The sequence below is a fragment of the Mumia sp. zg.B53 genome, assembly GCF_019550935.1.
Lineage (GTDB): Bacteria > Actinomycetota > Actinomycetes > Propionibacteriales > Nocardioidaceae > Mumia.
In genome coordinates, this window is sequence record NZ_JAHWCK010000006.1 from 336,120 (window position 1) to 361,931 (window position 25,812).

Below are 25,812 nucleotides of genomic sequence, written 5' to 3' on the forward strand. Positions count from 1 at the left end.
ACCCCCACCCCGCCTTGCAGGACTTTGCAATGGGCTGCAAGACTATGCACATGGCTTCCCTCACGATCGCCGTCGCAGGAGCGAGCGGGTACGCCGGTGGCGAGGTCCTCCGGCTGCTCCTCGGCCATCCCGAGGTCGAGATCGGGGCCCTCACCGCCGGATCGAGCGCCGGGACCGCGCTCGGTGCCCACCACCCGCACCTGACCCCGCTCGCCGGACGCACGCTCGTTGACACCACGCCTGAGACCCTCGCCGGTCACGACGTCGTGTTCCTCGGCCTCCCGCACGGCGCGTCCGCCGCGCTCGCGGGGGAGCTGGGCGACGACGTCCTCGTGGTCGACTGCGGCGCCGACTTCCGTCTGGACGACCCCGACGAGTGGACCGCGTTCTACGGCGGCGAGCACGCCGGCACGTGGCCGTACGGCCTGCCCGAGCTTCCCGGTCAGCGCGACCGGCTGGCGGGCGCACGCCGGATCGCCGCGCCGGGCTGCTTCCCGACCGTCACCACGCTCAGCATCCTGCCGGCGGTCGCCGAGAGCCTCGTCGAGCCCGAGGTGGTCGTTGTCGCCGCCACGGGTACCTCGGGCGCGGGCAGGTCGCTCAAGCCGCACCTCCTGGGATCGGAGGTGATGGGGCAGGCCTCGGTCTACGGCGTCGGGGGAGTTCACCGGCACACGCCGGAGATCGAGCAGAACCTGCGGCGCGCCGGTGCCGCCGACGCACGCGTCTCCTTCACTCCCGTCCTCGCCCCGATGTCACGGGGGATCCTCGCCACGGCAAGCGCTCCGCTCGCAGCCGGAGTCGACGCCGACGCGGTCCGGGTGGCGTACGAGAAGGCCTACGCCGACGAGCCCTTCGTCCACCTGCTCCCCGAGGGGCAGTGGCCGGCCACCAAGGCCGTGCTCGGGTCCAACAGCGTCCACGTCCAGGTCGCGGTCGACACCAGGGTCGGGAGGGTCGTCGCGGTCGGGGCGATCGACAACCTGACCAAGGGGACGGCCGGCACGGCGATCCAGTCCATGAACCTCGCGCTCGGGCTTCCCGAGACGCTCGGTCTGCCGGTCGTCGGGGTGGCGCCGTGAGCGTGACCGCACCTCAAGGCTTCCGTGCCGCCGGCGTCGTCGCCGGTCTCAAGTCGACCGGTGAGCCCGACGTCGCCGTCGTGGTCAACGACGGCCCTCGCGCCGGTGCCGCCGCCGTCTTCACGGCCAACCGCTGCAAGGCCAACCCCGTCCTCTGGAGCGAGCAGGCGATCAAGGCCGGGAGCGCCCGTGCGGTCGTCATCAACTCCGGGGGAGCCAACTGCTACACCGGGACGGAAGGGTTCGCGACGACCCACCTGACCGCCGAGACGGCCGCCGGGCTGCTCGGGATCGCGCCGATCGAGGTCCAGGTGGCCTCGACCGGCCTGATCGGTCTGCTCAACGACCGCGACGACCTGCTCGCCGGGGTCCGGACGGCCGTCGCGTCCCTCGACGCCGAGGCCGGGCCCGACGCGGCGCGGGCGATCATGACGACCGACACCCGCCCGAAGCAGGTCGTGCTCGAGGGTGCGGGATACACCTTCGGAGCGATGGCCAAGGGCGCAGGCATGCTCGCCCCGTCTCTGGCGACGATGCTCGTCGTGATCACCACCGACGCCGTCCTGAGTTCCGAGGAGTGCGACACCGTCCTCCGGCACGCCACCGCACGCAGCTTCGACCGGCTCGACTCAGACGGCTGCCAGTCCACCAACGACACCGTCCTCCTGATGGCCAACGGCGCGTCCGGCGTAGAGCCGGACCTCGCCGAGGTCCAGGGCCAGCTGGAGACGCTGTGCCGCGACCTCGCGCTCCAGCTGCTCTCCGACGCCGAGGGCGCCGACCACGACATCGCGATCGACGTGGTCAACGCGGCCTCGGAGGCCGACGCGCTGGAGGTGGGCAGGGCCGTCTCGCGCAGTGCCTTGTTCAAGGCCGCGATCTTCGGCCGGGACCCCAACTGGGGGCGCATCCTCGCCTCGGTCGGCACCACCGCAGCGGCGTTCGATCCCGCCGACCTCGACGTTGCGATCAACGGGGTCTGGGTCTGCCGGAACAGTGGCCCAGGAGACCCGCGGGAGAAGGTCGACCTGGAGCCGAGGGCGGTCACGGTCACGATCGATCTGAAGGCCGGGTCCGCCGCGGGGACGATCTGGACCAACGACCTCACGCACTCCTACGTCCACGAGAACTCGGCGTACTCCTCATGAGCGGCACCGACCTGACGACCAACGTCCCGGCCCACTGGAAGCGGAAGACCGAGAAGGCCGCGATCCTGGCCGATGCGCTGCCGTGGCTGATGAAGTACCACGGCAAGATCATCGTCGTGAAGTACGGCGGCAACGCCATGGTCGACGACGAGCTCAAGCGGGCGTTCGCCGAGGACGTGATGTTCCTGCGCTACGCCGGCTTCCGGCCGGTGGTGGTCCACGGCGGTGGGCCGCAGATCTCGACGATGCTCGACCGGCTCGACATCCGTTCGGAGTTCCGAAGCGGGCTGCGGGTGACCACGCCCGAGGCGATGGAGGTGGTCCGCATGGTGCTCGTCGGCCAGGTCGGCCGTGAGCTCGTCGGGCTCCTCAACGCCCATGGACCTGTCGCCGTCGGATTGTCGGGCGAGGACGCCGGACTCTTCACCGCGGTCGCGACCGGCGCCGTCGTCGACGGCGAGGAGGTCGACCTCGGACTCGTAGGCACCGTGAGCGAGGTGCGTCCGGAGGCGGTTCTCGACCTGATCGAGGCCGGACGCGTCCCGGTGGTCTCGTCGGTGGCCCCAGACGCGTCGGGCCAGGTCCACAACGTCAACGCCGACACCGCCGCCGCCGCGCTCGCGGTCGCGCTCGGTGCCGAGAAGCTGCTCGTCCTGACCGACGTCGAAGGCCTCTACCGCGACTGGCCCGACAGCGACGACGTGATCGGTGAGATCGGCGTGGACGCACTGGAGGACCTGATGCCGAGCCTCGCCTCCGGCATGGTCCCCAAGATGGGCGCGTGCGCCCAGGCCGTACGAGGGGGAGTGCCACGAGCAACGGTCGTCGACGGCCGGGAGCCGCATGCCGTGCTGCTGGAGATCTTCACCGACGAGGGTGTCGGGACGCAGGTCCTCCCCGAGGCGGAGACCAAGGTACGGACCGCGTTGAGGAGGCAGGCATGAGTGCCGAGAGCACCAACCAGCAGGAGTGGCTCGAGCGCTACTCCGGCGCAGTCATGAACACCTTCGGTCCTCCGCAGCGCGTTCTCGTGCGTGGCGAGGGCGCGTACGTCTGGGACGCCGACGGCAACCGCTACCTCGACCTGCTCGCAGGCATTGCCGTCAACGTGCTGGGGCACGCCCACCCTGCGGTGGTCAAGGCGGTGACCGCGCAGATCGGCACCCTCGGTCACATCTCCAACTTCTTTGCCAGCGAGCCCCAGGTGAGCCTGGCCGAGCGGCTCCTGGCACTGCTCGGGACCGACGGCAAGGTGTTCTTCACCAACTCGGGCACCGAGGCCAACGAGGCCGCGTTCAAGCTGACACGGCGGACCGGTCGCACCCGCCTCGTGGCGGCCGTCGGCGGCTTCCACGGACGCACCATGGGTGCGCTCGCGCTCACCAGCAAGGAGGCCTACCGGGCGCCGTTCGAGCCGCTCCCGGGCGAGGTCACGTTCGTTCCCTACGGTGACGTGGAGGCGCTGCGGGCAGCGGTGGACGACACCGTGGCCGCGGTCGTGCTGGAGCCCATCCAGGGCGAGGCCGGAGCGGTGGTGCCCGGTGCCGGCTACCTGGCCGCCGCGCGCGAGATCACGAGCAGCCACGGAGCCCTGCTGTGGCTCGACGAGGTGCAGACCGGCATCGGTCGCACGGGCGCGTGGTTCGCGCACAGCACCGAAGGCATCGTGCCCGACGTCGTGACGCTCGCGAAGGGCCTCGGCGGCGGGATCCCCATCGGCGCCTGCATCGCCGTCGGTGAGGCTGGTGAGCTGCTCCAGCCCGGCAACCACGGTACGACGTTCGGCGGCAACCCGGTCGCCGCAGCGGCTGCCCACGCCGTGCTGGACACGATCGAGGGTGAAGGGCTCCTGGCGCAGGCGACCGCGACAGGGGAGAGGCTGCGCGCCGCGCTGGCCGATCACCCGATGGTCACCGACGTCTCGGGCGCCGGCCTTCTCATCGGCATCGGGCTGCACGCTCCGGTGGCGCCGCAGGTGCAGGCCGCAGTTCTCGAGCGCGGCGTCGTGATCAACGCCGCCACTCCTCGACGGCTGCGGCTCGTGCCGCCGTTGATCCTGACCGCGGAGCAGGCCGACGAGGCCGTCGCGGTGATCATGCGCGTGCTCGACACGCACGCCAGCGAGGGGGAGAACGGATGAGGCACTTCCTGCGGGACGACGACCTGACACCTGCCGAGCAGACCGAGGTCCTGGACCTGGCCGACGCCCTCAAGGCGGCGCCGTACTCCCAGCGGCCGCTCGACGGGCCGCAGACGGTCGCGGTGATCTTCGACAAGGCCTCCACCCGGACGCGCGTCTCGTTCGCCGTGGGCGTCGCGGCGCTCGGGGGCAGTCCCCTGGTCATCGACGCAAGCAGCAGCCAGATGGGACGGGGCGAGAGCGTCGCGGACACCACGAAGGTGCTCGAGCGGATGGTGTCGGCGATCGTGTGGCGCACCTTCGCCCAGTCCGGCTTGGACGAGATGGCTGCCGTCAGCGGCGTGCCGGTGGTGAACGCGCTCAGCGACGACTTCCACCCGTGCCAGCTCCTCGCCGACCTCCTGACGGTCCGCGAGCACAAGGGCACGCTGGCGGGGCTCACCCTCACCTACCTCGGTGACGGCGCCAACAACATGGCGCACTCCTACCTCCTCGCCGGTGCCACCGCCGGGATGCACGTACGGGTCGGTGCTCCGGACGACTATGCGCCCCGAGGCGACGTCCTCGACGACGCCGCCCGGATCGCCGCCTCCACGGGTGGTTCCGTCGCCGTCCTCACCGACCCGGTCGAGGCGGCGTCGGGCGCCGACGTCCTGGCGACCGACACCTGGGTGTCGATGGGCCAGGAGGACGAGAAGGCGCAGCGGGTTGCGACCTTCAGCCGGTACGGCATCACTGCGGACCTGCTCGCGCGCGCCGCCGACGACGCGATCGTCCTGCACTGCCTGCCGGCCTACCGAGGGCTCGAGATCGCCGCCGACGTCATCGACGGACCGCAGAGCGTCGTCTGGGACGAGGCCGAGAACCGTCTCCACGCGCAAAAGGCCCTCCTCGTGTGGCTGCTGGCTCGTACGGGTGGTGCCTCGTGACGACGATCCCGGCCACGAAGGCGGCGCGGCAGCAGAGAGTCGTCGAGCTCCTGCGGACGCGCGTCGTCCGGTCCCAGACCGACCTGGCCGACCTCCTCGCCGAGGACGGCGTGCTGGTCAACCCGTCGACGCTCTCGCGCGACCTCGTCGAGCTGGACGCCGTGCGAGTGCGGCACCCGGGCGGCGGCCTCGTCTACGCCGTCCCGGGAGAGGGCGGAGACCGTACGCCCCGCCCGGCCGTCGAGCCGGTCTCGGCGAACGCGCGGCTGGCCCGGTTGTGCAACGAGCTGCTGGTGTCGGCGGAGGGCTCGGCCAACCTGGTCGTCCTCCGAACACCGCCCGGCGCGGCGCAGTTCTTGGCCTCGGCCATCGACCACGCGGCGCTGGGCGCCCTGCTCGGCACGATCGCGGGGGACGACAGCGTGCTGGTGATCTGCAAGAACCCGACCGGGGGACCGGAGGTCGCGGAGGAGTTCCGCGCCCTGGCAAGCCCCGACACACTCACCTCGGCCGAGACCGGTGTCTCGGCGAAGAACAAGGAGACATCATGAGCGAACGGGTCGTACTCGCCTACTCGGGCGGACTCGACACCTCGGTCGCGATCGGCTGGCTCGGCCAGGAGGCCGACGCGGAGGTGATCGCGGTCGCCGTCGACGTCGGTCAGGGCGGCGAGGACATGGACGTGGTCCGCGAGCGCGCCCTGGCGTGCGGCGCCGTCGAGTCGATCGTGATCGATGCGAAGGACGAGTTCGCCGAGGACTACTGCCTTCCGGCGGTCCGGGCCAACGCGCTCTACCAGGACCGCTACCCGCTGGTCTCGGCGCTCTCGCGCCCGCTCATCGTCAAGCACCTCGTGGAGGCCGCGACCTACCACGGTGCGACGACGATCTCGCACGGCTGCACCGGCAAGGGCAACGACCAGGTGCGCTTCGAGGTCGGCGCCAAGGCGCTCGCCCCGCACCTCCAGGTCATCGCCCCGGTCCGCGACTACGCGTGGACGCGGGAGAAGGCCATCGCCTACGCCGACGAGCACAACCTCCCGATCGACGTCACCAAGAAGTCGCCGTACTCGATCGACCAGAACGTCTGGGGTCGCGCCGTCGAGACGGGCTTCCTCGAGGACATCTGGAACGGTCCGATCGAGGACCTCTACTCCTACACCTCCGACCCGGCCCAGCCGCGGGACGCCGACGAGGTCGTCATCGGCTTCGAGGCCGGAGCACCGGTCACGCTCGACGGCAAGCCGGTGACGATGCTCCAGGCGATCCAGCAGCTCAACATCCGTGCCGGCGCGCAGGGCGTCGGCCGGATCGACATGGTCGAGGATCGGCTCGTGGGCATCAAGAGCCGTGAGATCTACGAGGCGCCCGGCGCGGCGGCCCTGATCGCGGCCCACATGGAGCTCGAGAACGTGACCGTCGAGCGCGAGCTCGCCCGCTTCAAGCGCGGTGTCGACCAGCGTTGGGGAGAGCTGGCCTACGACGGGCTGTGGTTCTCGCCGCTCAAGGACTCGTTGGACGCCTTCATCGCGTCCTCGCAGGAGGCGGTGACCGGTGAGGTCCGGATGACGCTGCACGCCGGCAAGGCCACGGTGACCGGTCGCCGCTCCGCCACCAGCCTGTACGACTTCAACCTCGCGACGTACGACGAGGGCGACACGTTCGACCAGAGCATGGCCAAGGGCTTCATCGAGATCTTCGGCATGTCGAGCACGCTGGCCAGCAAGCGCGACCGGGCGTTGGTGGGGGAGTGACCGTGACCGGTGAGCAGGTCGCGGGAGACGAGCCGGTCGACGCAACGGGCGGGGAGGCGGCGAAGCGGAGCGTGCTGTGGGGCAGCAGGTTCTCGTCGGGCCCCTCGCCCGAGCTCGAGGCGCTGTCGCGCTCGACGCACTTCGACTGGCGCCTCGCGCCGTACGACCTCGCGGGCTCGCGCGCCCATGCCCGGGTGCTTCGGCGCGCGGGGCTGCTGAGCGAGGACGACCTCACGGCGTTGCTGGCCGGCATCGACGCGCTGGAGGCCGACGTCGCCTCGGGCTCGTTCGTTCCCGCGCCCGGTGACGAGGACGTGCACACCGCCCTCGAGCGGGGGCTCGTCGACCGACTCGGCCCGGAGCTCGGAGGGCGGCTGCGCGCCGGCCGTTCGCGCAACGACCAGATCGCGACACTCGGCCTGCTCTACCTGCGGGACCACGCCGCCGAGATCGGCCGGCTGGTGCGAGCGCTGGTCGCCGCGCTCGCGGACCAGGCCGAGCGGCATCTCGGCGTCGCGATGCCGGGACGCACCCACCTCCAGCACGCGCAGCCGGTGCTGCTGAGCCACCACCTGCTGGCCCACGCGTGGCCGCTGGTCCGCGACCTCGACCGGCTCGCCGACTGGGATGCGCGCGTGGCCTCCGGGTCGCCGTACGGGTCGGGCGCCCTCGCCGGGTCGTCGCTCGGGCTGGATCCCGAGCAGGTGGCCTCCGACCTGGGGTTCACCGGGTCGGCCCCGAACTCGATCGACGGGACCGCGGCGCGCGACTACGTCGCCGAGTTCGCGTTCGTCGCGGCGATGATCAGCGTGGACGTCTCGCGCCTCGCCGAGGAGATCATCCTCTGGAACACCAAAGAGTTCGGCTTCGTCACGCTCGACGACGGCTTCTCGACCGGCTCCAGCATCATGCCGCAGAAGAAGAATCCCGACATCGCGGAGCTGGCCCGCGGCAAGGCCGGACGGGTCATCGGCAACCTCACCGGCCTGATGGCGACATTGAAGGCGCTCCCGCTCGCCTACAACCGCGACCTCCAGGAGGACAAGGAGCCGGTCTTCGACACCGTCGACACGCTGGAGGTCCTGCTCCCGGCGTTCACCGGGATGATCGCCACCCTGACCTTCCACACCGAGCGGCTCGAGTCGCTGGCGCCGCAGGGCTTCGCCCTCGCGACCGACATCGCCGAGTGGCTCGTGCGCGAGGGCGTGCCCTTCCGCGAGGCGCACGAGATCTCGGGAGCGTGCGTCCGCGTCGCGGAGTCTCAGGGCAAGGAGCTGTGGGATCTCGGCGACGACGAGCTCGCGGCCGTCTCGCCGCATCTCAGGCCGGAGGTCCGCGACGTGCTCAGCGTCGAGGGATCGATCGCTTCGCGGGACGCCCGCGGGGGTACGGCACCGGTGCGCGTCGCCGAGCAGCTGGCGGAGCTTCGGACCCGGCTGGGCTGAGCCGGCACACCGGCCGGTGGTCGGCTCGACGTGACGTAGACCACGGGATGGTCCATCCTCGCAGGGGACGGACGTGCCGTACGGGCGCGCGCGACGGAACGAGGGACGATGCCGACTGACGTGAGGGACCCAGGCTCGCGGCGGGCGCGTGCCGCCTGGGTCGTGGTGCTGGTCACGGTGCTGACGGCCGTCGTCGCCGCCTGCGGGGTGACCCGCGGCGCCGACGAGGCCGACAACCGGCGCCTCCGCATGATGATCCCCAACAGCCCCGGGGGCGGCTACGACCTCACCGGACGTGCCGCCGCGCGGGTGATGGAGGACGACGGCCTGACCGGCCGATTCGAGATCACCAACGTGATCGGCGCCAGCGGCACCGTCGCGATGCAGCGCCTCCTCAACGAGAGTGAGGCCGACGACCTCATGCTGACGATGGGGCTCGGCGTGGTCGGTGCGGTCTACACCAACCGGTCCGACGCCACCGTCGACAGAGCGACGCCGCTGGCGCGCCTCGTCGAGGAGTCCGAGGGCCTCCTCGTGCCGTCGGACTCGCCATTCACGACGGTCGAGGACTTCGTGAAGGCATGGAAGGCCGATCCCGGCAGCGTGTCGATCGGCGGCGGTTCCTCGCCCGGGGGACCCGACCACCTCTTCCCGATGCAGCTCGCCCAGGCGGTCGGCGTCGACCCGCGAGAGGTGAACTACGTCGCGTACGACGGCGGCGGCCCGCTGACGACGGCTCTCCTCGGCGCCAAGATCGACGTCGGGACGTCGGGTCTCGGTGAGTTCGAGGGCCAGATCGCCGAAGGCAGCCTGCGGGTCCTCGCGGTGTCGGGGGAGGAGCGGCTGGAGACCGTCGACGCACCCACCCTCAAGGAGTCCGGTGTCGACTTCGCCTTCAGCAACTGGCGTGGTGTGCTCGCGCCGCCGGGGATCAGCGACGAGCAGCGCGACGCCTTGGTGACGCTGCTCGAGGAGATGCAGGACACGGACGCATGGCGTGACGAGCTCGAGCGCAACGGTTGGACGGACGCCTTCCAGACCGGGGCCGAGTTCGAGGAATTCCTGGTCTCCCAGGACGCGCGGGTCGAGGACACCCTGAAGGAGCTGGGGCTGGTATGAGCGCGGCGAAGGCGGACGAGCCGTCGACGCGGGTCGTCGACCGCGCCCAGTACGCCCTCGCGGCGTTTCTCGCCGTGGTGGGCGCCTACGTGCTGTACGACGCCGCGACCCTGAGCGCCGGGTTCTCCGACCAGGTGCTGTCCCCGGCGGCGTTCCCCTACGTCGTCGGGGGCGCCCTCGTCGTGCTCGCGGTGCTGCTGGCCGTCGTCACCGCCCGAGGCGACGTGCCGGAGGCGGAGGCCGGCGAGGACGTCGACCTGACCGAGGGCGCCGACTGGCTCACCGTCGCCAAGCTCGTGGGCGTCTTCGTCGTCAACATCCTCCTCATCGACCTGCTGAGCTGGGCGATCACCGGCGCACTCCTGTTCGCCGGCTGCACCTGGGTCCTGGGCAGCCGGACGCACGTGCGCGACCTCGCGATCGGCGCCGTCATGTCGGTCGGCACCTGGTACGGGTTCTACGTCGGGCTGGGCATCCCGATCCCGGCCGGGATCCTGGACGGGGTGCTCTGATGGACATGCTCCTCGACGGCTTCGCGACCGCGCTGACCCCGATCAACCTCCTCTACGCCTGCATCGGCGTGCTGCTCGGCACGTCGGTCGGCGTCCTGCCCGGCATCGGCCCGGCGATGACCGTGGCGCTGCTGCTGCCGGTGACCTACAACGTCTCGCCCGAGGGCGCCTTGATCATGTTCGCGGGGATCTACTACGGCGGGATGTACGGCGGCTCGACGACCTCGATCCTGCTCAACACGCCAGGGGAGTCGTCGTCGGTGATCACCGCGATCGAGGGCAACAAGATGGCGAAGGCGGGCCGCGCGGCCCAGGCGCTCGCCACCGCGGCGATCGGCTCGTTCGTCGCCGGCACCATCGGGACCGTGCTCCTCGTGGCGCTCGCGCCGAGCGTCGCCGACTGGGTCGTGAACCTCGGTGCTCCGTCGTACTTCGCGATCATGCTGCTCGCCCTCGTGGCGGTCACCGCCGTCCTCGGCGACTCCAAGCTGCGCGGATTCATCTCGTTGTCGCTGGGTCTGTCGATCGGCCTGGTCGGGACGTCGACGGGTCAGCCGCGTCTCACGTTCGGCAACTCGCTGCTGGCCGACGGCATCGACATCGTGGTCGTGGCGGTCGCCATCTTCGCGATCGGGGAGGCGCTGTGGGTGGCGGCGCACCTGCGGCGTCGCCCGCTCGAGATCACGCCGGTCGGTCGGCCGTGGATGGGGCGGGCGGACTGGTCGCGCTCCTGGAGGCCGTGGCTGCGTGGCACCGCGTACGGCTTCCCGTTCGGCGCGCTCCCGGCCGGTGGCGCCGAGATGCCGACGTTCTTGTCCTACATCACCGAACGCAGGCTCTCGAAGCACCCCGAGGAGTTCGGCCACGGCGCGATCGAGGGCGTCGCCGGTCCGGAGGCGGCCAACAACGCCTCCGCCGCCGGGACCATGGTGCCGCTGCTCGCCCTGGGGCTGCCCACCACCGCGACCGCGGCGGTGATCCTGGCCTCCATGCAGAGCTACGGCCTGCAGCCGGGACCCGGCCTCTTCGACAACGAGCCGGAGCTCGTGTGGGGCCTGCTCGCCAGCCTCTTCGTCGCCAACACCCTGCTGCTCGTGCTCAACCTCCCGCTCGCGCCGGTGTGGGCGAAGCTGCTGCGCACGCCGCGGCCGTACCTGTACGCCGGGATCCTCTTCTTCGCCTCGCTCGGCGCCTACAGCGTCAACTTCCAGTGGTTCGACCTGCTGGTGCTGCTCGCGTTCGGGCTCCTCGGCCTCGCGATGCGACGGTTCGCGCTGCCGGTGCTGCCTCTCATCATCGGCGTCATCCTCGGTCCCCAGCTGGAGTACCAGCTCGGGCAGGCGCTCCAGCTCTCCGAGGGAGACTGGACCACGCTGCTCTCCGAGCCGGTCGCCGTCGTCGCGTACGTGGTGATCGCGCTGATCGTGCTGGTCCCTCTCGTCGCCCGGTTGCGCGGTGGCGGCACCGACCCGCTGGAGAAGGAGCTCGACGACCTGGAGAAGGAGGTCCGCCCATGACCGTCGTCGTGGCCTACAGCGAGGACGACCAGGGACGCGCCGCCCTCGCCCACGGTGTGGCGGAGGCGAGGCTGCGGGACACCGACCTCGTGGTCGTCAACGCGACCCGCGGGGACTCCTACGTCGACCGGCGGTTCGCCGCCGGCAGCGCGGCCGACCACCTCCGTGAGGAGCTCGTGCGGCTGGGCGTCGACGCGGTCGTCCGTCAGCCGATCGACCCCGACGTCGCCGGCGCGGTGCTCGCCGTCGTCGCGGAGGTGGGTGCCGACGAGCTCGTCATCGGGATCCGTCACCGGTCCCCGGTCGGGAAGATGATCGCCGGGAGCGTCGCCCAGCGACTCCTCCTCGACTCTCCCGTCCCCGTCCTCGCGGTGAAGCCGGACGGCCCGGCACACTCGGCAGTGTGACGGACGAGATCGAGACGCAGGCGCGGCACCTGCTGGGAGCGACCCTGACACGTGGTGACGTGACCGTGCGGATCACCGAGGTCGAGGCGTACGGCGGGACGGGCGACCCGGCGTCGCACGCCTTCCGTGGGCCGACGCCGCGCAGCGAGATCATGTTCGGACCGCCCGACGTGCTCTACGTCTACCTCTCGTACGGGATGCACTACTGCGCGAACGTGGTCGTGGGGGCCGACGGTGACGCGTCGGCCGTGCTGCTGCGGGCCGGTGAGGTGGTGCGGGGCGTCGAGACAGCCCGTGACCGGCGTGGGGGAGTGCCCGACGTCCGACTCGCTCGAGGCCCTGCCAACCTGACCTCGGCGCTCGGGATCACCATCGAGCAGAACGGGGCCACGCTCGACGGACCTCAGGTCGTGCTGCACCGCGACGCGCCGATCCCGGCCGAGGCCGTCAGTGCCGGGCCCCGGGTGGGGGTCTCACGGGCGGCCGACGTCCCGTGGCGGTTCTGGGTGACCGACGACCCGACGGTCTCGGCCTACCGCCGCAGCCCCCGGGCCGGCGACGCGGAGCCTCTGTGAGGATGGCGGCATGACTCGCTCCTGGCTCGTGACCGGACTCATGGTGTGCCTCGTGTCGTGCGTCCTCGCCGGGTGCGGCAGCGCCGCCGATGTCGCGACGGGTCGCTCAGGACCAGCCGGTGCCGCGGCGGCCGTCCCGACGCTCACCGACGGCGGCGGCGTGGTCGTCACCGCCCGCGACCTCGACCCCGCGGGCTCGTTCCCCGAGCAGGCGACCGCGGTGGCCGTCTACGTCGAGCCGCTGTGCCCGCACTGCAAGGCGTTCGCCGCTGACCAGGGGCGGCTGCTCGAGGCGCGGCTCGCGGAGGGCGCGATCACGCTCGAGTACCGGTTGGTGTCGTTCCTCGACAACGGCAGCACCGACCGCGCCTCCGCGCGGAGCGTCAACGCCGGATTGTGCGTCGCCGCCGCCGAGGGGGCGGCGGAGTACGCCGCGTTCGTCGTCGCTCTCCTGGAGCATCAGCGCCCGGGCGGTCTGTCCGACACCGACCTCGTCGGACTCGCCGACGAGGTGGGCGCCGCTGACGCGAGGTCCTGCATCGAGACCGGGCAGCACGCCGGGCTGGTCCCTGAGCTCACCGAGGACGCGATGGGCAAGATCGACGGGACACCGGCCGTCGAGGTCGACGGCACCATGCTGACGAGCACGCCGACGACGGTGGAGCTCACCGCGCTGCTCGGCCGTACGACGGTCTGAGCGGCTGGTCGGGCGCCGGGGACGTCACCCGGTCAGCGCCACCGCGTCGAGCGCGGTCACGAGGGCTCCGACGACCGAGGCCTTGTCGCCCAGCGTGGACAACCGCACCTCGATCGCTCCCTCGAGCCCGTCGACCGCGTGACGGCGCAGACCGTCACGGATGCCGTCGACGAGGATCTCGCAGGCCAGGTCCCCGCCCACCACGATCACCTCAGGGCTGAGCAGGTTCGCGAGGATCGCCGACCCTTGCCCGAGCGCCCGGCCGGCGTCCTCGAGGAGGCGCCGGGCGCCCGCGTCTCCTGAGACGGCGAGGTCGGCCAGGTCGTGGACGGCCAGGTCCGGGGCCCGTCCACGCAGCTGCTCGATCAGTCCGCTACCCCCGGCGTACGCCTCGAGGCACCCACGGCTGCCGCACCGGCACAAGGGTCCGCTCTCGTCGAGCGTCACGTGGCCGAGCTCACCGGCGGTGCCGAGCCCGCCGCGATAGAGGCGGCCGTCCAGCACCAGTCCGCAGCCGATGCCGGAGGAGGCCTTGAGGTAGGCCAGGGTCGTCACCCCGGGATCGTGGTGGTGCTCGGCGAGCGCACCGAGGTTGGCGTCGTTGTCGACCAGGATCGGGATGCCGAGCACGGCCGAGGCCACGTCGGCCGCGGCCACGCCGACCCAGCCCGGGAGGATCGAGCCGGCCGTGATGCGGCCGTCCTTCGTGATCGGCGCGGGGAGCCCGAGGCCTCCGGCGCGCACGGCGTCGCGGCTCTCCCCGAGCTCGGCGAGCAGGTCGTCGAGGAGCTCCTCCGCCAGCGCGAGGCCGTCTGCGTACCGGTGATCGTTGTCCAGCGGGCGGCGTACGCCGACCAGCGGGCGGCCGGCGAGGTCGCCGAGCGCGACCTCGAGGTGGGAGTGACCGAAGTCGAGTCCGGCGACGAGTCCGGCGCGACGGGAGATCTGGACCGTGAGGCCTCGACGGCCGGCTCCGCCGGAGGTCTCGACGAGCCCGGTGGCGACGAGCTGGCGGACGATGTTGGACACGGTCGCGGGCGCGAGATCGGTGCGGCGGGCTATCTCGGCCTGGGACACCTCCGTGGCGGTGCGGAGGACTCCCACGATGCGCTCGAGGTTGGCAGAGCGCAGCGCCGAGGGCGAGCCGGTGGGAGGCATGGGCACAACCTAATCAGATCTCGTGAGTCGTCAAGAGGTGAACATTTCACAGATATGTTTCGATTCTGCAACGCTCATTCGTTCATGACTTGACGATTACGCGGAAGGTCCCAAGACTGTCGGCGGCGGACCTGCAGCTGTCCGCACCACATCATCTGGGAGGACATCGTGAACAAGTTTGCGCGCACCGTCGTAGGGGCGGCGTCGGTCGTGGTTCTCACGGCCGCACTGGGCGCTTGCGGCGGAGACGACGACGGCGACGGAGGTGGCAGCGACAGCAAGACGATCGCGCTGCTGCTCCCCGAGACGAAGACCACCCGTTACGAGGCGTTCGACAAGCCGCTGTTCGAGGCCAAGGTCAAGGAGCTCTGCGACGACTGCGACGTCAAGTACCTCAACGCCGACCAGGACTCGGCGAAGCAGCAGCAGCAGGCCGAGTCGGCGATCACCGACGGTGCCGCCGTGCTGGTGTTCGACCCGGTCGACGGCGACGCCGCGGCCGGCGCCGTGAAGTCGGCGCAGTCGTCCAAGGTCCCGGTCGTGGCCTACGACCGGTTCATGGAGGGCGCGGACTACTACCTGTCCTTCGACAACGAGAAGGTCGGCGAGCTCCAGGGTCAGGCGCTGGTCGAGGCCACCGGTGGCTCCGGCGACATCCTGATGCTCAACGGTTCGCCCACCGACCCGAACGCCGCCCAGTTCAAGAAGGGCGCGCACAAGGCCATCGACGCCAGCGGACTGACCGTCGCGGCGGAGTACGACAACCCCGACTGGAGCCCTGACAACGCTCAGAAGTTCGTCACGTCGCAGCTCAACAACGTCGACGGCGCCGCGCTCGCCGGCGTGTACGCCGCCAACGACGGCCAGGCCGGTGGCGTGATCGCTGCCCTCCGCGCCGACGGCATGACGAAGTTCCCGCCGGTCACCGGTCAGGACGCCGAGCTCGCCGCGATCCAGCGCATCGTCAGCGGCGACCAGTACATGACGATCTACAAGTCGATCAAGACCGAGGCCGAGAAGGCCGCCGAGGTGGCGGTCGCCATCGTCAACGGCGACGACGTCGGCGAGACCACCGACTACGAGGGTGTCGACTCGTTCATCTTCGACCCGGCGGTCGTCACCAAGGACAACATCAAGGACACGGTCGTGGCTGACGGGTTCTACACGGTCGAGGACATCTGCACCCCCGAGTACGCCGACGCGTGCAAGGCTGCGGGCCTCAGCTGATCAAGCCTTCGGGGTCCGGGTGGTCACGCGCGTCGTGACCACCCGGGCTGTTCCCGTTCCTCACCATCAGCGAAGGACATCATGAACGACGGCAGCCAGCCGATCCTCTCGCTGCGCGGCATCGACAAGCGCTTCGGCGCCGTGCAAGCCCTCAGCGACGTCTCCGTCGACGTGCGCCCCGGTGAAGTGGTCGCCCTGGTCGGTGACAACGGCGCCGGCAAGTCGACCCTCGTCAAGATCATGTCGGGCGTGTACCAGCCCGACGGCGGCGAGATCGTCTTCGACGGACGCCCCGTCACGATCAACGGGCCAAAGGCCTCGCAGGCCCTCGGCATCGCGACGGTCTTCCAGGACCTTGCTCTGTGCGACAACCTCGACGTTGTCGCGAACCTCTTCCTCGGCCACGAGCGCACCAAGGCCGGAGTGCTGGACGAGGTGGAGATGGAACGCCACTCGTGGGAGCTCCTGCAGCAGCTCTCGGCCAAGATCCCGTCCGTGCGCATCCCGATCGCCTCGCTGTCCGGCGGACAGCGCCAGACGGTCGCCATCGCCCGCAGCCTCGTCGGTGAGCCCAAGGTCGTCATGCTCGACGAGCCGACCGCGGCGCTGGGTGTGGCCCAGACGGCCGAGGTCCTCAACCTGATCGAGCGGTTGCGCAAGCGTGGGCTCGGTGTCGTGCTCATCACGCACAACATGGCCGACGTCCAGGCTGTCGCGGACCGGATCTACGTCCTCCGGCTCGGACGCAACAGCGCCGAGTTCGCGATCGGCGAGGTCACGACGGAGCAGCTCGTCGCTGCCATCACCGGCGCCTCCGACAACGTTGTGGCCGAGCGTGCGGCCCGCGACCGCTCGGGGTCCCCGATCACGCCGGACGCCATCGACCCGTACGCCGTCCTGCCGGACGGCGCCGGCGGGCCGGGGCACGTGAGCCCCGACCCCGACCAGGAGCGCGACGCATGACCACGACCTACGACAAGACCGACGAGCGGCTCCTCGAGAGCGAGTCGCCCCGCGCCGTCCTCAGCGGCTTCGGGCGACGGATCCGGTCGGGCGACCTCGGCATGGCCCCGGTCATCATCGGCCTGGTCCTGATCTGGCTGATCTTCTTCCTCCAGAACGACCGGTTCCTCTCCTCGCGCAACCTCGTCAACCTCAGCCTCGACTCCGCGACGATCGGCATGATCTCGCTGGGGATCGTGCTCGTCCTGCTCCTCGGCGAGATCGACCTCTCGGTCGGCTCGGTGAGCGGCGTCGGCGGTTCGATCATGGCCGTGCTGCTGGTCTATCAGGGGTGGCCGCTGCTGACGGCGATCCTCCTCGCGCTCGCCGTGGGTGTCGCGATCGGCACGTTCTACGGCCTGCTCTTCACGCAGTTCGGTGTGCCGAGCTTCGTGATCACCCTGGCCGGACTCCTCGCGTTCCTCGGGGTCCAGCTGTGGGTGCTCGGGAGCCGCGGCACGGTCAACCTCCCGATCGACTCGTGGATCATCGAGTTCGCCAACTTCTCCTACCTGCCCGACCCGGTGTCGTACGCCCTGGCCGTCGCGATCGGTGCCGTCTATCTCGCGCTGCGGCTGCGCACGATCCGTCGCCGCCGTGCGGCGAACCTGTCGGCGCCGTCCCTGCGGGGCGCGGTGATCCGGACGGTGCTGATGGTGGCCGCGATGCTCTTCGGCGCCTGGTACCTCAACCAGGACCGCGGCGTCGGCTACATGCCGTTGTTCTGGGTGGCGATGATCGTGGCGGTCGACCTGATCCTCCGCAAGACGCGCTTCGGACGGTCGGTCTACGCGGTCGGCGGCAACGAGGAGGCAGCCCGGCGCGCCGGCGTGCCGGTGAACAGGGTCTACATCACCGTGTTCGCCGCAGCCTCGACGTTCGCCGTCCTCGGCGGGATCCTCGCCGCCGGCCGGCTGCAGTCGGTCGCCCAGTCCAGCGGTGGCACCGACACCAACCTGATGGCGATCGCGGCCGCGGTCATCGGCGGGACCAGCCTGTTCGGGGGTCGCGGCTCGGCGTACGCGGCGCTCTTCGGGATGCTCGTGCTCCAGTCGATCACCAGCGGTCTGAACCTCATCGGCGTGGAGGCCGAGGTTCGCTACATCGTCACCGGCGCGGTCCTGCTGCTCGCCGTCACGATCGACTCCCTGTCGAGACGGGCGCGCCGGAGCTCCGGCACCGCTTAGCCCTCGTCCGGGAGTCCACGGGGCGTCGTCGCTGCTGCGGCGACGCCCCAAGGCTTTCCCAAGGGATCCGCAAGCGGTTCGCGTGAGGCTCGTTGTCATCCAGACCGGATGACAAGGAGCACTGGTGATGTCCAGCATGTTGTACCGCCTCGGTCGAGCGACCGCGGCGCACCCGTGGCGCACGGTCAGCGCATGGCTCGTCGTGGTCGTCGGGTTGCTCGCGCTCGCCGCGAGCGCCGGAGGCGCGACCCAAGACGACTGGGACGTGCCCGGCGCCGAGGGCCAGGTCGGCCTCGACGCCCTCCGCACCCACCTCCCGGAGTCCGGTGGCGCGAGCGCACTGGTCGCCGTCCACGACCCTGACGGAGGCGCGCTCGTCCGAGCCGACCTGTCCCGGATCGCCGGCACGCTGGAGGACGTCCCGCACGTCGCCCAGGTCTCGCCCCCGAGGCTGTCGGCCGACTCCGACACGGCACTGCTCACCCTGCGCTACGACGTGCCGGTCACCCACCACGAGGTCATGGGCGCGCTCGAACCATTGGAGGACGCGGTCTCGGCCGCGGGGGTCGACGGCCTCGACGTCGAGTACGGGGGAGAGGTCCCCGGGTCGGCGATGGAGATGAGCGGCCGTGGCGAGCTGATCGGCGTGAGCGTCGCTCTGGTCATCCTCGTGCTCACGTTCGGCTCCGTCGTGGCAGCAGGTCTGCCGCTCGCGGTCGCCCTCGTGGGTCTCGCGGTCGGGAGCGCAGGGGTCACGCTGCTTGCCGCGGTGATCGACGTCAGCTCGACCGCCCCGACCGTCGCGACGATGGTGGGGCTGGGCGTCGGCATCGACTACGCGCTGCTGCTCGTGACTCGCTTCGTCGAGGAGCTCCGCCGCGGCCGGTCCAGGGTCGACGCCGCAGGGACCGCGGTGGCGACCGCCGGCCGCTCCGTGGTGTTCGCGGGCCTCACGGTGCTCGTGTCGTTGACGGGCCTGGGCCTTGCCGGTCTGCCGACGTACTCGGCGTTCGGGGCGGCGACCGCGATCGCGGTCGCCTCGGTCATGGCGACCGCGCTGACGCTGGTGCCCGCGCTCTGCGGTCTCGCCGGCCATCGCCTCGTGGCGCGGAAAGACCGTGGGCGTCCCTACGAGAACGGTGGCCCGCGCAGCGTGCGCCGGACCCTCACGGGACGGTGGGCGCGCCGGGTCTGCAAACGACCGCTCCCGTGGGCGCTCGCGGCACTCGTCGTCCTGATCGCCCTGGCTGCACCCGCGCTCGGCATGCGGACCTTCCCGCAGGACGCCAGCGCGGACCCTGCCTCGTTCACGACCCGCCAGGCCTACGACCTCGTCGCCGCGGAGTTCGGGCACGGCGCCAACGGGCCGTTGACCTTCGTGAGCGACACCGGTGCGGTCGACCCCACCGACACCGAGCGCCTCCGCTCCGACCTCCTCGACGACCCGCGCATCACGTCGGTCGGTCCCGCGACCACGTCGCGCGACGGGGCGATCACCGTCTTCGACGCCCAACCGACGACGGGTCCGCAGGACGAGCGCACCAGCGACCTCATCGCGTCTCTACGGACCGATGGGCTCCCTGACGGCGTCGAGCTGACCGGCACGACGGTGATCCTCGCCGACATCTCGACCATGCTGTCCGAGCGGATGTGGGTGGTCGTCGGCTTCGTGGTCCTCGTCTCGATGCTCCTGCTCGCGATGATGTTCCGGTCGGTCATCATCCCGCTCAAGGCCGCCACGATGAACCTGCTGTCGATCGGTGCCGCGTACGGGGTCGTGACCCTCGTCTTCCAGCACGGGTGGGGCTCGTCCCTGCTCGGGATGGACCGCGCTGTCCCTGTCTCGAGCTGGGTACCGATCCTGATGTTCGCGATCCTGTTCGGGCTCTCGATGGACTACGAGGTGTTCCTGCTGTCACGGATCCGCGAGGCCTGGTTGCGGACGGGGGACGCGCGGGGATCGGTGGTCACCGGCCTCAGCGCGAGCGCACGGGTGATCTCGAGTGCGGCGGCGATCATGGTGGCGGTCTTCCTCGGGTTCGCGACCGAGGACACCGTCCTCGTCAAGATGCTGGGACTCGGGATGGCGGTGGCCGTCGCACTCGACGCGACCCTGGTCCGCCTCGTGCTCGTCCCGGCCACGATGACGCTGCTCGGTCGCGCGAACTGGTGGCTGCCGCCCTGGATCGACCGGCGGCTCCCGCACGTACGCGCCGAGCTGGACGCCGGCGCAGTCACCGCACCGGCACCGTCCGGTCCTGGTGCGACCGACGAGAGAGAGCAGGCTCCGGCATGAACGGCATGAAGGGCACGAACGACATGAACGGCACGACGCGCGAGCACCCCCTCCAGCACGAGGTCACGGCGGTCGTCGAGGCCGCACGGACGACGCCGCTCGGCGACCGGTTGGCGTGGGCACGCCTGCACCGCCGCTGGGGCCGGCTCAGCGGCGCACCACAGACCGAGGCTTTGATGCGCCAGGAGACCGATCTGGCGGAGACCATGGCGGTGTGCGGGGAAGGGCTCGCGTGGATGGCCGGCAACGGAGATCGCGCCATCCGGGCGGCGCTTCTCGTCAGGCTCGTGCAGACCGGGCGGCGGATCGACTGTCTGCTCGCGGGCAGCGAAGCCCTGACGCCCTGATCCCTACCGAGCCTCAGAAGCCGTGCAGGTCCCGTTGACGGAGGAACCACCGCTCCGCCAACGGGATCTGCCACGTCTGCATCAGCCGTACGGCGTCGTCGGCGTGCCGCGTCGCGAGCCCGGTGTCGTCGTCGGCCGCGGCGGCGAGCGCGAGGAACGCGTCGACCGGTCCCATGGCGATCGTCGAGCCGGCGCTCAGGACGCCCCCGCGCAGCGGGGCGAGCCGATCGTAGGCGGCTGCTGCGAGGTCGCGGTCGCCGAGAGCGAGCCCCACCTCGGCCCCGAACCCCCAGATCAGCGGGGCGATCCAGCTCTCGTCGTCGAGCGTCGGCCGTGAGGTCTCGAAGAGCTCCCGGGCCGCGTCCGCACGACCGAGCCGCAGCAGGAAGCCGGTCGCGGCCATGTGGATCGGCACCCGCGCTGCCGCCACCAGCTCATCGAGGACGCCGTCCTCGCGGTCGTCGAGACCGCCCCAGATCGCGAGCACGAGCATCAGGCCGCCGACGGCGTCGTACTTGTGGGGCACGGCGATGGTGTCGACGAGCGTCATGAGGCCGTCCAGGGTCGCTCGGGACTCCTCGAGCTCGCCGCGCATCGCGAGCCACGGCAGGCGCATGCAGTCCAGGAACCACCGGACGTAGGTCAGCTGGAGATCGTCCGCGAGACCGTCGGCCTCCGCCAGGTCACGCTCGAGGTCCTCGACATGACCGAGCTCGCCGTGGACCGCGGCCCGCTGCGCGAGCGCCATCGCCTCACCCCGGGCATCGCCGAGCCGGCGGGCGATCGCGACCGCCTCGTCGGCGAGTGCCAGCCGTTGAACGGCCGTCCACGGACGCCAGACCGCCAGGAACGCCGCGGAGCACATCTCCATCAGGAGCGCGTCGTCACCGAGCCGTCGCGCCATCTCGAGTCCTTCGGCGACGAGCAGCTGGCACTCGGACTCCGTGGCGCTGTAGTACACCTCGTTGGCCAGGCTGATCAGCAGCGTGCACCGCAGGGGCGAGTCCCCGCCCGGCAGCGCGGCGAGAGCGCGCCGCTGGGCGCCGACGATGGTCTCCTTCGTCTCGCCGAAGGTCGGGCTCTGCCACAGCGCGCCGCGCGTCGTCGCGACCGCGGCCCGGGCAAGCAGCTCGGGGTCGCCGAGCTTGTCCGCCACCGTGATCGCCTCCTCGACGGCGTCGGTCAGGTCGTCCCAGCGGGCCGCCCAACGCGTCGCGTCGGCGCGCGCCAGCAGGAGCTCGTACCGGTCGGAGAGGGTGGCATCGGGGTCGAGGTCGATGCGGCTGAGGGCCAGGGCCAGGAGCTCGGCGGCCTCCTCGTGGCCGTGGCGGCGCTGCGCGGCGAGCGCGGCCCGGTACGCCGACGTCCACGCCTGCGCGGCATGGTCCTCACCCGCATCGGCCCAGTGCCGCGCGATCTCCGCGGTCCGGCTGGAGGCGCGCTGGTCGAGCCGGAGCGCCTCGGCGATCCGGGCGTGCATGCGCTGGCGGCGCGACGGCGACAGCGTCGCGTACACCGCGTCCCGCACGAGCGCGTGCGAGAAGCGGAACCGGTCGTCCCCCTCGTCGCGCACCATCCCCGCGGAGGTCGCGGGCTCGAGGCGGTCGAGGACCGTGAGGTCGTCGAGCCCTGTGCTGCTCACGACGGTGGGCAGGTCGAAACGTCGTCCCACGACGGCGGCGTGACGGAGCACGTCGAGCGTGCCGTCGGGCACCGCGGCCAGTCGGCGCCGTACGACGTCGGTGACGGCGGTCGGCGGCTCGAGCGCCACGTCGCCCCCCGCCTCGTCGAGGAGCCGGGCGTACTCGACCACGAAGAAGGGGTTGCCGTCCGTACGCTCCTGCATCACCCGGGCCGTCGCAGGGGCGACGGGGTGCGAGGAGAGGGCCGTCAAGACTTCCCCGGTCTCCGCCGCGGAGAGACCCGTCAGCGCCACTGACACCGCGTGCCTGCGCGCGAGCGCCTCGAGCGTCTCCGCGACGGCCCCGTCCTGCTCGGCGTGGGTGCGCATCGTCACCATCAGGAGCAACCGGCCCTCGTCGGCGACGGCGCAGAGGTGGCGCAGAACGCCCAACGAGGACGGGTCGGCCCACTGGAGGTCGTCGAGCGCGACGACCAGCGGTTGCTCGTCCGCGGCGTCGAGCACCTGCCGGCAGATCTGCTCCCACGCGGCGAACCTCTCGCTGTCCGGGTCGCCGCCCACGGCGGTCGGGACGTCGCCACCCAGCCCTTCGAGAACGGCTTCCCACGGCCACAGCGGCGGCGCGCCGCTGTCCTGGGAGCAGCGTCCGACGAGGACGCGCGCTCCGCGCTCGCGGGCGCGCGCCAGCACCTCGGCGACGAGGCGGGACTTGCCGATCCCCGGCTCACCCACGAGGCAGGCGAATTGCGGGCGCCCGGTCTCGGCCACCTCGTACCGGTCCAGGAGGACGGCCAGCTCGCGGTCGCGGCCGACCATCGGCCACGCAGGCAGCTGCGGCAGTCGGGGCTGAGGCCCTCGAGGGAGAAGACTTCGAGGGGGAGCGGGCGCCGTCTGCGGCTCGGCCGTCGCCGTCGAGGGTGACGACGGAGTCGTCTCGGTCCAGGTGATCGCCGGGTCCTGCCGCAGGATCGCCGCCTGCACCTCCTGCACCTGGGTCCCGGGCTGGATACCGAGATCCTCGTCGAGCGTCGAGGTGAGCACCCGGACGGCCTGGAGCGCGTCAGCCTGACGTCCGCTGCGCGCCAGGGCCACCGCGCGCAGCGTCCAGAGCCGTTCACGGAGGGGGTGCTGCGTCGTCAGCGACTCGAGCTCGGCCGCGACCGTCGCGTGCTCGCCCTGCGCGAGTCGTACGGCGGCGCGGTCCTCGCACGCGACAAGACGTAGCTCGTCGAGACGGGCACGCTCGGCGACGGCCTGAGGGTGCTCTCCGAGCTCCTCGTACGGACGCCCGCGCCACAGACCGGTGGCGGCGTCGAGGTCACGCGCAGCCTGCTCCAGCACGTCGGCCTCTACGACACCAGGCCCGGGGACGGCGTGCCGGACGAGCGGACCGAGCCGCCGGTGGGCCTCCTGCATGAGGTCGCTCGCGGTGGCGGCGTCGATCGCGAGGCTCGACGTGTCAAGGACGTACCCACCGCTCGAGGTCCGCAGCGGCGGGTCCGCCTCGTCGGGCACCACGGTCGCCAGTGCCCGGCGGAGACCGGAGACGTAGGCCTGGAGCGTGCCGTGCGCACCAGCGGGGGGATGGCCGCTCCAGAGGTAGTCGATCAGGGTGTCGACGCTCTGGACGCTCCCGGCGCCGAGCGCGAGCGTGGCGAGCAGGACGCGGTGCTTGCGCGTCCCGAGCGCGACCGGCGGCGAGGCCTGCTCGCGGTGCATCTCGACCGGGCCGAGAACAGCGAGCCACATGGCCCTGAGCATAAGCGCGTGCCGGTCCCAGGACCGGCGATCTCCCGTACGCCGAGCCGATCCCGAGGGATCGTCCCACCACCGCGACCGCCGACCGGGGGCACGGAGTCGGGCGCCGTCACGGCGCGCTGCGTGCGCCGTGCGGCAGACTTGCAGGGAGATCGGCCTCGTTCCTGGCCGCGATCACCGACAGAGGAGACATCACGTGACCACCCATGTCCTGGACGACCTCGAGGCGCGCGGACTCGTCGCGCACTCGACGGACCGAGACGCCTTGCGCGCCGATCTGTCCGCGGGGCCGGTCACGTACTACGTCGGATTCGACCCGACGGCGCCCAGCCTGCACATGGGCAACCTCCTCCAGCTGCTCACCGCGCGCCGACTCCAGCTGGCAGGACACCGGCCGCTGATCCTCGTCGGCGGCTCGACAGGTCTGATCGGCGATCCCCGCGACGTGGGGGAGCGCACGATGAACAGCCGCGACACCGTCGCGGAATGGGTCGAGCGGATCCAGGCGCAGGTCGAGCAGTTCGTGTCCTTCGAGGGTGACAACGCCGCGCGCGTCGTCAACAACCTCGACTGGACGAAAGACGTCAACGTCATCGACTTCCTGCGCGACATCGGCAAGCACTTCCCGGTCAACCGGATGCTCGACCGCCAGGTCGTCGCGAGCCGGCTGGAGTCGGGGATCAGCTACACCGAGTTCAGCTATGTACTGCTCCAGTCGATGGACTACCTCGAGCTCTACCGCCGGTACGGCACCTCGTTGCAGACCGGCGGCAGCGACCAGTGGGGCAACATCACGGCCGGCGTGGAGCTGGTGCGGCGCGCCGAGGGTGCCAAGGTCCACGCACTGTCCACGCCCCTGATCACCAAGGCCGACGGCACCAAGTTCGGCAAGTCGACCGGGGGAGCGCTCTGGCTCGATCCCGAGATGCTCTCGCCGTACGCCTTCTACCAGACCTGGATCCAGGCGGAGGACACGAAGGTCGTCGAGTACCTCCGGCAGTTCACGTTCCTCGATCTCGAGGAGATCGACGCGATCGCGGCGGAGTCGGCCGAGAAGCCCGGGTTGAGGATCGCCCAGCGCAGGCTCGCCGCCGAGGTGACGGCTCTGGTGCACGGAGCAGACGAGGTCAAGGCGGCCGAGCAGGCCTCTGCCGCACTCTTCGGCCGGGCCGAGCTCGGTGATCTGCCCGAGTCGACGCTGCGAGCAGCCCTGAGCGAGGCCGGCCTGGTCGCCGTCCCACGGGGAACCACCGTCGTCGACGCATTGGTGAGCGCCGGCCTTGTCGACAGCCGGTCTGCGGCACGTCGAGCAGTGACCGAGGGTGGGGCGTACGTCAACAACGTCCGCGCCGAGGATCCCGAGGCGACGCTCGACGACGCCGGCCTGCACGGGGGCCTGGTGGTCCTGCGGCGCGGCAAGAAGGCGGTCGCAGGCGCCGAGGTGAGCAGCGCATGACCGGTCTGTCCAGGCTTGTCCGAGAGATCCCCGAGGCTCGACACCCCAACGCGGCGCCGGGCCTCGGGCTTCCCGACCCAAAACCGCCCCTGACCTGCGAAGACAGTGTTTGTGAGCCAGCCCACACGACCCCGATTTGACCGGCCGTTTTCCGCCGCGTAATGTTCTTCTTGTTGCCGGGGACGGCGGCGGGCAAGGCCGAGAGGCCGGGCACGCGGCCCTGGTAACCACCACCTCCAAAAGAACCTAGCCGGTTCCGCACGTTCGGGACTAGTCAAGGTCACTGCCGAGCGCTCGAGGGGCCCAGGTTTGGGTCTCTGTCGGACGCCTGGTAGGTTTGGGGGTCGCGCCTTGGTCTGATGCTCCTGTGTGGGGTTGAGGGTTTTGTGTGTCTGATGTTTGAGAACTCAACAGT

At 71.1% G+C, this 25,812-nt stretch carries 22 protein-coding genes; 20 read left to right on the plus strand and 2 right to left on the minus strand.

Annotation, left to right across the window (positions count from 1 at the left end; genetic code table 11):
* The first annotated feature begins 44 nt into the window (after positions 1-44).
* The 14 genes from argC (at position 45) to KV102_RS18805 (ending at position 13,324) form a co-directional block, all read left to right on the plus strand.
* Complete coding sequence (gene argC, locus KV102_RS18740) at positions 45-1,082, plus strand: N-acetyl-gamma-glutamyl-phosphate reductase (protein ID WP_220347179.1); 1,038 nt, start codon at positions 45-47, stop codon at positions 1,080-1,082.
* Entirely contained in the window at positions 1,079-2,230 is a 1,152-nt protein-coding gene (gene argJ / locus KV102_RS18745) for a bifunctional glutamate N-acetyltransferase/amino-acid acetyltransferase ArgJ (protein WP_220347180.1), read from the plus strand. Before argC ends, argJ begins: the two co-directional genes overlap by 4 nt.
* The gene (gene argB, locus KV102_RS18750; protein WP_220347181.1) at positions 2,227-3,174 is read left to right on the plus strand and encodes an acetylglutamate kinase; all 948 of its coding nucleotides are present in this window, start codon (positions 2,227-2,229) and stop codon (positions 3,172-3,174) included. The genes argJ and argB overlap by 4 nt, the downstream gene beginning before the upstream one ends.
* Positions 3,171-4,370, plus strand: a complete 1,200-nt coding sequence (locus KV102_RS18755; protein WP_220347182.1) for an acetylornithine transaminase — start codon at positions 3,171-3,173, stop codon at positions 4,368-4,370. The genes argB and KV102_RS18755 overlap by 4 nt, the downstream gene beginning before the upstream one ends.
* The gene (gene argF / locus KV102_RS18760) at positions 4,367-5,299 is read left to right on the plus strand and encodes an ornithine carbamoyltransferase (protein WP_220344680.1); all 933 of its coding nucleotides are present in this window, start codon (positions 4,367-4,369) and stop codon (positions 5,297-5,299) included. The genes KV102_RS18755 and argF overlap by 4 nt, the downstream gene beginning before the upstream one ends.
* Positions 5,296-5,850: an arginine repressor gene (locus tag KV102_RS18765; protein ID WP_220347183.1), complete on the plus strand. Its 555-nt coding sequence runs from the start codon at positions 5,296-5,298 to the stop codon at positions 5,848-5,850. The genes argF and KV102_RS18765 overlap by 4 nt, the downstream gene beginning before the upstream one ends.
* Complete coding sequence (locus KV102_RS18770) at positions 5,847-7,052, plus strand: argininosuccinate synthase (RefSeq protein ID WP_255561220.1); 1,206 nt, start codon at positions 5,847-5,849, stop codon at positions 7,050-7,052. The genes KV102_RS18765 and KV102_RS18770 overlap by 4 nt, the downstream gene beginning before the upstream one ends.
* A gap of 71 nt (positions 7,053-7,123) precedes the next feature.
* Positions 7,124-8,497 carry an argininosuccinate lyase gene (argH, locus tag KV102_RS18775; RefSeq protein WP_220365999.1) on the plus strand — a complete coding sequence of 458 codons (1,374 nt, stop codon included), beginning with the start codon at positions 7,124-7,126 and terminating at the stop codon, positions 8,495-8,497.
* Positions 8,498-8,605: 108 nt separating this feature from the next.
* Positions 8,606-9,616, plus strand: coding sequence for a tripartite tricarboxylate transporter substrate binding protein (locus tag KV102_RS18780; RefSeq protein WP_255561222.1), 1,011 nt, complete (start codon positions 8,606-8,608; stop codon positions 9,614-9,616).
* Complete coding sequence (locus KV102_RS18785; protein WP_220347185.1) at positions 9,613-10,128, plus strand: tripartite tricarboxylate transporter TctB family protein; 516 nt, start codon at positions 9,613-9,615, stop codon at positions 10,126-10,128. Before KV102_RS18780 ends, KV102_RS18785 begins: the two co-directional genes overlap by 4 nt.
* A complete protein-coding gene (locus tag KV102_RS18790) occupies positions 10,128-11,645 on the plus strand; it encodes a tripartite tricarboxylate transporter permease (RefSeq protein ID WP_220344683.1) in 1,518 nt (505 codons plus the stop codon). Before KV102_RS18785 ends, KV102_RS18790 begins: the two co-directional genes overlap by 1 nt.
* Positions 11,642-12,052 (plus strand): universal stress protein, encoded by a 411-nt coding sequence (locus KV102_RS18795; RefSeq protein WP_220344684.1) that lies wholly within the window; start codon positions 11,642-11,644, stop codon positions 12,050-12,052. Before KV102_RS18790 ends, KV102_RS18795 begins: the two co-directional genes overlap by 4 nt.
* Complete coding sequence (locus tag KV102_RS18800) at positions 12,049-12,627, plus strand: DNA-3-methyladenine glycosylase (protein WP_220347186.1); 579 nt, start codon at positions 12,049-12,051, stop codon at positions 12,625-12,627. Before KV102_RS18795 ends, KV102_RS18800 begins: the two co-directional genes overlap by 4 nt.
* A gap of 10 nt (positions 12,628-12,637) precedes the next feature.
* Positions 12,638-13,324 carry a thioredoxin domain-containing protein gene (locus KV102_RS18805; RefSeq protein ID WP_220347187.1) on the plus strand — a complete coding sequence of 229 codons (687 nt, stop codon included), beginning with the start codon at positions 12,638-12,640 and terminating at the stop codon, positions 13,322-13,324.
* 24 nt (positions 13,325-13,348) lie between these two features.
* On the opposite strand, the gene KV102_RS18810 is transcribed toward KV102_RS18805, so the two are convergent.
* On the minus strand, positions 13,349-14,482 hold the full coding sequence (locus KV102_RS18810) for an ROK family transcriptional regulator (RefSeq protein WP_220344687.1): 1,134 nt from the start codon (positions 14,480-14,482) through the stop codon (positions 13,349-13,351).
* 168 nt (positions 14,483-14,650) lie between these two features.
* Between KV102_RS18810 and KV102_RS18815 the strand changes: the two genes are divergently transcribed.
* The 5 genes from KV102_RS18815 (at position 14,651) to KV102_RS18835 (ending at position 20,541) form a co-directional block, all read left to right on the plus strand.
* Positions 14,651-15,709, plus strand: a complete 1,059-nt coding sequence (locus KV102_RS18815; RefSeq protein WP_301021524.1) for a sugar ABC transporter substrate-binding protein — start codon at positions 14,651-14,653, stop codon at positions 15,707-15,709.
* A gap of 81 nt (positions 15,710-15,790) precedes the next feature.
* On the plus strand, positions 15,791-16,672 hold the full coding sequence (locus tag KV102_RS18820) for an ATP-binding cassette domain-containing protein (RefSeq protein WP_220344688.1): 882 nt from the start codon (positions 15,791-15,793) through the stop codon (positions 16,670-16,672).
* Entirely contained in the window at positions 16,669-17,898 is a 1,230-nt protein-coding gene (locus KV102_RS18825; protein WP_220347188.1) for a sugar ABC transporter permease, read from the plus strand. The genes KV102_RS18820 and KV102_RS18825 overlap by 4 nt, the downstream gene beginning before the upstream one ends.
* A gap of 127 nt (positions 17,899-18,025) precedes the next feature.
* Positions 18,026-20,194, plus strand: coding sequence for an MMPL family transporter (locus KV102_RS18830; RefSeq protein ID WP_220347189.1), 2,169 nt, complete (start codon positions 18,026-18,028; stop codon positions 20,192-20,194).
* Entirely contained in the window at positions 20,191-20,541 is a 351-nt protein-coding gene (locus KV102_RS18835; RefSeq protein ID WP_220347190.1) for a hypothetical protein, read from the plus strand. Before KV102_RS18830 ends, KV102_RS18835 begins: the two co-directional genes overlap by 4 nt.
* A 13-nt stretch (positions 20,542-20,554) precedes the next feature.
* On the opposite strand, the gene KV102_RS18840 is transcribed toward KV102_RS18835, so the two are convergent.
* Entirely contained in the window at positions 20,555-23,932 is a 3,378-nt protein-coding gene (locus KV102_RS18840; protein ID WP_220347191.1) for a BTAD domain-containing putative transcriptional regulator, read from the minus strand.
* Positions 23,933-24,137: 205 nt separating this feature from the next.
* Between KV102_RS18840 and tyrS the strand changes: the two genes are divergently transcribed.
* Positions 24,138-25,397 (plus strand): tyrosine--tRNA ligase, encoded by a 1,260-nt coding sequence (gene tyrS / locus KV102_RS18845; RefSeq protein WP_301021520.1) that lies wholly within the window; start codon positions 24,138-24,140, stop codon positions 25,395-25,397.
* Positions 25,398-25,812 lie beyond the last annotated feature (415 nt).